The organism is Saccharothrix sp. NRRL B-16348, assembly GCF_001280085.1.
Taxonomy (GTDB): Bacteria; Actinomycetota; Actinomycetes; order Mycobacteriales; family Pseudonocardiaceae; genus Actinosynnema.
In genome coordinates this window covers 1-5,653 of record NZ_LGED01000040.1, presented here as the reverse complement: position 1 = coordinate 5,653, position 5,653 = coordinate 1, and the positions used below count along the sequence as shown (strand labels likewise).

Annotated in this window: 5 protein-coding genes; 2 read left to right on the top strand and 3 right to left on the bottom strand. The window is 71.7% G+C overall.

Annotation, left to right across the window (positions count from 1 at the left end; all coding sequences use genetic code 11):
* Positions 1–284: 284 nt before the first annotated feature.
* Together ADK67_RS07115 and ADK67_RS07110 are read left to right on the top strand one after the other, a co-directional pair.
* Complete coding sequence (locus tag ADK67_RS07115; protein ID WP_053715589.1) at positions 285–2,963, top strand: NACHT domain-containing protein; 2,679 nt, start codon at positions 285–287, stop codon at positions 2,961–2,963.
* Positions 2,964–3,099: 136 nt separating this feature from the next.
* Complete coding sequence (locus ADK67_RS07110) at positions 3,100–3,450, top strand: DUF6223 family protein (RefSeq protein ID WP_053715588.1); 351 nt, start codon at positions 3,100–3,102, stop codon at positions 3,448–3,450.
* Here ADK67_RS07110 and ADK67_RS07105 read toward each other — a convergent pair.
* The 3 genes from ADK67_RS07105 to ADK67_RS07095 all read right to left on the bottom strand — a co-directional run bounded on the left by ADK67_RS07105 (position 3,369) and on the right by ADK67_RS07095 (position 5,544).
* Entirely contained in the window at positions 3,369–4,106 is a 738-nt protein-coding gene (locus ADK67_RS07105) for a response regulator transcription factor (protein WP_082403281.1), read from the bottom strand. The two genes, ADK67_RS07110 and ADK67_RS07105, sit on opposite strands and share 82 nt — an antisense overlap.
* Positions 4,103–5,209 (bottom strand): sensor histidine kinase, encoded by a 1,107-nt coding sequence (locus ADK67_RS07100; RefSeq protein ID WP_053715587.1) that lies wholly within the window; start codon positions 5,207–5,209, stop codon positions 4,103–4,105. Before ADK67_RS07100 ends, ADK67_RS07105 begins: the two co-directional genes overlap by 4 nt.
* A 62-nt stretch (positions 5,210–5,271) precedes the next feature.
* On the bottom strand, positions 5,272–5,544 hold the full coding sequence (locus ADK67_RS07095) for a GlsB/YeaQ/YmgE family stress response membrane protein (RefSeq protein WP_053715590.1): 273 nt from the start codon (positions 5,542–5,544) through the stop codon (positions 5,272–5,274).
* Positions 5,545–5,653: the final 109 nt, after the last annotated feature.

The window sequence follows — 5,653 nt, the reverse complement described above, 5'->3', positions numbered from 1 at the left end:
CAGCGCCACAGCGATGATCGAGGTGTCCATGATGACCATGAACTGCGCCGCCGCGAGCACGACGAGTGCCCACCAGCGCCGGGGATCGGGGTTCATGACGGGTCCTTCCTGTCCATACCCCTCGGGGGTATCCCGTGGAGCGATCGGAAACATACCCCCACCGGGTATCGCCGTGTCAAGCCGTGATCAAGAGACCCGGATCACTCCACGTCGCCGTGCGCCGTTTCGGGTGAGGACGGCGCGATCCGACGTCCCACCGCCGTCCGATGGGCTTGGATGGGGCGATGTCCGTCGAAGCCGCCCTGATCGCGCTGGGCACGGTCGCCGTCCGCACCGCCACCAAGCTGTGGCTGGGCGACCACAAGATCGCCGCGGAGGTCAGCGGCGCCGCGGTCGACCACCTGTCCGGCCAGCTGACCAGGGAACGCGACCGGCGCAAGTTCGCCCGACTCCTGGACGACTTCGCCGAAGCCGTGGTCGACCGGATCGAGCCCATCATCGACGCGGAGTTCCGCAGCCTCCCCGAGCACGAGCGGCTCGCCGCGATCGACGCCGTCCGCGACACGTTCGACGAGGCGGCCCTCGATGACGACGACCTGTTCGCGGCCGACCTCGACGCGGGCCACCTGGACCGGGCGATCCGCCGCCGCGTCCCGGCGCGGAGCGCACTGCTGTCGGCGGACGGCACGGCGCTGCACGACCTGCTGCTGCGCGAGTGCTGCGGCTACGTCATCGAGATCTCCCGCGGGCTGCCCGCGTTCTCCGCGAACGCCCTGACCGAGCTGCTGCGCCGGGACCGCGAGATGCTCGACGGCATCCGCGAGGTCCTGGCCCGGCTGCCGCAGCGCGACCGCACGGACGGCTTCGACTACGACTACCGGCAGCTCGTCGCGCGCAAGCTCGACCACGTCGAGATGTTCGGCGTGACGCTGGCCGACGCGAGCCGCCGCTACCCGCTGTCGGTCGCCTACATCAGCCTCATGGCCTCCGCCGACGAGCTCAGCCCCGTGCACCGGGTCGAGGAGCTGCTGGCCGGCGCGCGGCGGGTGTTCATCCGGGGCGAGGCCGGGCTCGGGAAGACGACGCTGTTGCAGTGGGTCGCGGTGCGCAGCGCGTTGAGCGACTTCCCGGAGAGGCTGGCCGACTGGAACGGGACGGTGCCGTTCTTCATCCCCCTGCGGCGGTACGCGGGCCGCGACCTGCCCGCGCCGGAGCGGTTCCTGGACGAGGTCGGCAAGTACGTCGCGGGCGAGATGCCGCGCGGCTGGGTGCAGCGCAAGCTGCGCGACGGCAGCGCGTTGTTGTTGGTCGACGGTGTGGACGAGTTGGCGGCCGGCCGCCGCGACGAGGCGCGCACGTGGCTGCGCGACGTGGTCGACGCGTTCCCGCTGGCGCGGGTGATCGTCACGTCCCGGCCCGGCGCCGCGCCCCCGCAGTGGCTGGGTGACGCGCGGTTCTCGGTGCTGGACCTGCAGCCGATGAGCCGGGCCGACGTCCGGCTGTTCGTGGCGCGGTGGCACGACGCGATGCGGTTGGGGTGCGTCGACGACGAGTCGCGCCAGGCGCTCGACGACTACGAGACCGGGTTGCTCGAACTGCTGGACACCCGTGGCCACCTGCGCAAGCTCGCCGGGTACCCGTTGCTGTGCGCGTTGTTGTGCGCCCTGCACCGGGACCGGCGCGCCACGCTGCCCGCCAACCGGATGGAGCTGTACGAGGTGGCGCTGCAGATGCTGCTGGAGCGGCGCGACGTCGAGCGCAAGATCGGCGCGATCGAGGGGCTGGGCCGGACCGAGAAGTTGTTGTTGCTGGCCGACCTCGCGTACTGGCTCATCCGCAACGGCTACACGGACGTCGACGTGCCGCGGGCGCTCTACCGCATCTCCCAGCGGCTGCACCTGATGCCCCAGGTCCGGGCCGGCAACCAGGACGTCTACCGGCACCTGCTGGAACGCTCGGGGCTGCTGCGCGAGCCGGTCGAGGGCCGGGTCGACTTCATCCACCGCACGTTCCAGGAGTACCTGGCCGCCCAGGACGCCATGAACACCGACGACGTGGGCACGGTGGTGCAGAACGCCCACCTCGACCAGTGGCACGAAGTAGTCGTGATGGCGGTCGGCCACGCGTCGCAGACGCAGCGCGAGGAGCTGTTGGGGCGGCTGCTCGAACGGGGTGACCTGAACCTGCTGGTGCTGGCGTCGCTGGAGACCGCGCCCGAGCTGAGCGGGTCGTTGCGGCGGGAGATCCAGCTGAACACGGCACGGCTGCTGCCGCCGTCCTCCATCAACAAGGCGAAGGCGATCGCGTCGGCGGGCCCGTTCGTGCTCGACCTGCTGGCGGACTGCCACCCCCAGACCGTCGACGAGGTGACGGCGACGATCCGGGCGTTGGCCGAGACGCGGCTCGAAGAGGCGTTGCCGGTGATCGCGCGGTTCGCCTCCGACCCGCGGTCCCGGGTGTTCCAGGAAGTCCTGCGGTGCATGGCGTTCTTCGACGTCCGGGAGTACGGCGAGGCGGTGCTGGCGAAGTCGACCCTGCCGCGCCTGCTCGTGGACAGCGAAGTCGCGCTGACCGCGGTGAAGTACATGGGCTCGCTGAAGCAGGTCCACCTGCCGCACCCCGGCGACGGCTGGTCGTCGGAACTCCGCTACGAGTTGCCCGAGCAGGTGTCGAACCTGAGGATCTCCGAGTGGCCGGAGGAGCACCTGGCGTCGATCAGGACGAGGTTGCGCCTGGCGAACCTCAGCATCCTCGAGATGGACCTGCGGGACCTCCGTGCGCTGGAATTCGTGGAGTCGGTGGTGGAGCTGCGGATCGAGGGTGGCTCGCTGCGGTCGTTCGCCGGCGTCGAGAGGTGGGCGGACTCGCTGAAGAAGGTGTCCGTGGTCGGTTGGGGGTCGGTCGACCCGAGCCTGCTGGACGACCTCAGGATCGCGATGCCGCACGTGACCGTGACGCCGTGACCGCCACTGCGGTGGTACGGCGCGCGACGGGCGTACAACCCCGGTGGTAGGCCGATCGGCAACTCCGGCGGGACGACTCGGGGCCACCTCCGTTCCTACGCTTCCCGTACCTGTTGTCCGAGCGAAGGAATCTCCCATGAACGTCGCCAACGTACTCGCCGCCGCCAGTGTCTACACCCTGAGCGCGGGTCGGATCGGCGCCAGTCTCGGCGCGGTGCTGGGGTTGGTCGGCCTCGTGGTCGGCGGGTTGGCCCTGGCCCGCCCCTCCGGACGGTTCGGCACGGGCACCGGACGCCGCGGTGCCGTCGTGTCGCTGACGGCGGGGGTCGTCGGCATCGCCCTCGGCGGGCTCGTCGCGATCACGTCCGACAGCGGCATCGGCACGGGCAACGGGCGCGGTGGCGCCTACGTGGCCTTGGTGGTCGGGTTCGTCGCCGTGGTCCTCGGCGGGGTGGCGCTGGCGCGTTCCCGCCGGGTGGCCGCCTGATCGGTCAGCCAGCCGGGGACGGTCAGGCCCGACTCGTACGCGAGGATCACCAACTGGGCCCGGTCGCGGACGCCCGTCTTGGTCATGATGCGGCTGACGTGGGTCTTCGCGGTGGCCGGGCTCAGCACCAGCCGGGCCGCGATCTCGTCGTTGGACAGGCCGGCGGCGACCAGCGCCATCACCTCGCGTTCGCGGTCGGTGAGGGCGCTCAGCCGCGGGCCGGGGTCCGGGTGCGTGGCGCGGGTGGCGAACTCGGCGATCAGCCGCCGGGTGACCGACGGCGCGATGAGCGCGTCACCGCGGGCCACGACCCGCACGCCGTGGATCAGCTCGGCCGGCTCGGTGTCCTTGACCAGGAAACCGCTCGCACCGGCCCGCAGCGCGCCGTACACGTAGTCGTCCAGGTCGAACGTGGTCAGGATGATCACCCGCACGGGCGAGCTGGTGGTGATCTCCCGCGTGGCGGCCAAGCCGTCCAGCCCCGGCATCTGGACGTCCATGAGGACGACGTCCGGCCGCAGGTGCCGGGCCAGCCGCACCGCCTCGGCGCCGTCGGCGGCCTCACCGACCACCTCGATGCCGTCCTCACCGTCCAGGATGGACCGGAAGCCGGCGCGGACGAGCGTCTGGTCGTCGGCGAGCAGCAGGCGGATCACGCGAGCACCGCGTCCGCGGGCAGGGGCAGGCGGGCGTGGACGCGGAAGCCGCCGTCCGGGCGCGGGCCGGTGGTCAGCGAGCCGCCGAGCGCCTGCGCCCGTTCACGCATCCCGAGGATCCCGTTGCCGGGCGCGCCCGGTGCGCCGGTGCCGTCGTCCTCCACCTCCACGAGCACGGTGTCGTGGTCGGGTCGGACGCGGACCACGGCGGCGGTCGCGTCGGCGTGCCGGGTCACGTTGGTGAGCGCCTCCTGGACGATCCGGTACGCGGCCAGGTCGACCTCGGGCGGCAGCGGCCGGGTCTCGGCGAGTTCGACGCGGATGTCCAGCCCGGACCGGCCCGCCGTCGTGACGAGGTCGCCGAGGCGGTTCAGGCCGGGCGGCACGTCGCCTTCCTGGCGCAACGCGTTGAGCGTCGCGCGCAGCTCGCGGAGGGTGTCCTTGCTGGTCTGCTTGATCGCGGTGAGCGCCTCTTCGGTGCGGACCGGGTCCGGGCGGTGCAGCGCGGCGCTCGCCTGCACGTTGATCAGCGACAGGTGGTGGCCGAGCGCGTCGTGCAGCTCGCGGGCGATGCGCAGCCGTTCCTCGGTGGCGCGGCGCCGGGCTTCCTCCTCCATCCGCTGCTCGGCGACGAGGGACCGCGCCTCCGCTTCGGCGAGGTAGGCCCGGCGGTTGCGGGTCACGCCGACGATCACCGCGATGAGCCAGCCTGCGTGCAGGAACGTCGCGCCGTTGCCGGTCCGGCTGAAGCTGTCCGCGAAGGCGAAGGCGAGGACCGAGGCGACGCCGAGTCCGATGGCGACGGCGAAGTGGCCTTCGTCGACGACGGTGTAGAGCGCCACGACGAACACGACCATGACCGGACCAGGTTGGTGCAGCAGCGCCCCGTACGCGCTGACCGCGGCCAGCGCCACCACGCCGACCGGGATCGGGTGGCGGCGCCGGAAGCACAGCGCGCCCGAGGAGACCAGCACGACGAGCAGCGCCGCCCACTCGGCCGGGGCGTCGACGCCGCGTGACTGCACGACCAGCCCGAGCAGCGCGACCAGGCCGGCCGCGATCGCCACGGCGGCGTCCGCCGTCCGACCACGCCATCTCGACATGCGCCGAGCCTAACCCCCGCCGGGTGAGCGGGTGGTCAGGCTCGGTCTGGCGGGCGCGCGGGTCAGGAGACGCGTTTGCGGGTGTAGAAGCCCGCCGCCAGGCTGACGCCGCCGGCGGCGAGCGCGACCTGGATGATCACTTCGATCCAGTCGATGCCGCGGGTGTCGCCGACGCCGAGCGCGGTGGCGATGAAGGTGCCGATGACGGCGGCGACGATGCCGACCACGATCGTCAGCCAGATCGGGATGCTCTGCTTGCCGGGCAGCACGAGTCTGCCGAGGGCGCCGATGATCAGGCCCACGATGAGGGCGCTGATGATTCCGGAGACGGTCACGTTCACTCCTTAACTGGTCCTAACAGAATCGTTGGACGTGTCGGTAGCAGATGATGCAGGTGGCGAGGCCGAGAAAGGCCTCGTGGATGTCATCGCGTCGTTCCCATCG

Excerpts from the sequence above, each read along its gene's own strand:
- ADK67_RS07115 (WP_053715589.1), top strand. The coding sequence starts at position 285 with ATGTCCGTCGAAGCCGCCCTGATCGCGCTGGGCACGGTCGCCGTCCGC.
- ADK67_RS07110 (WP_053715588.1), top strand. The coding sequence starts at position 3,100 with ATGAACGTCGCCAACGTACTCGCCGCCGCCAGTGTCTACACCCTGAGC.
- ADK67_RS07100 (WP_053715587.1), bottom strand. The coding sequence starts at position 5,209 with ATGTCGAGATGGCGTGGTCGGACGGCGGACGCCGCCGTGGCGATCGCG.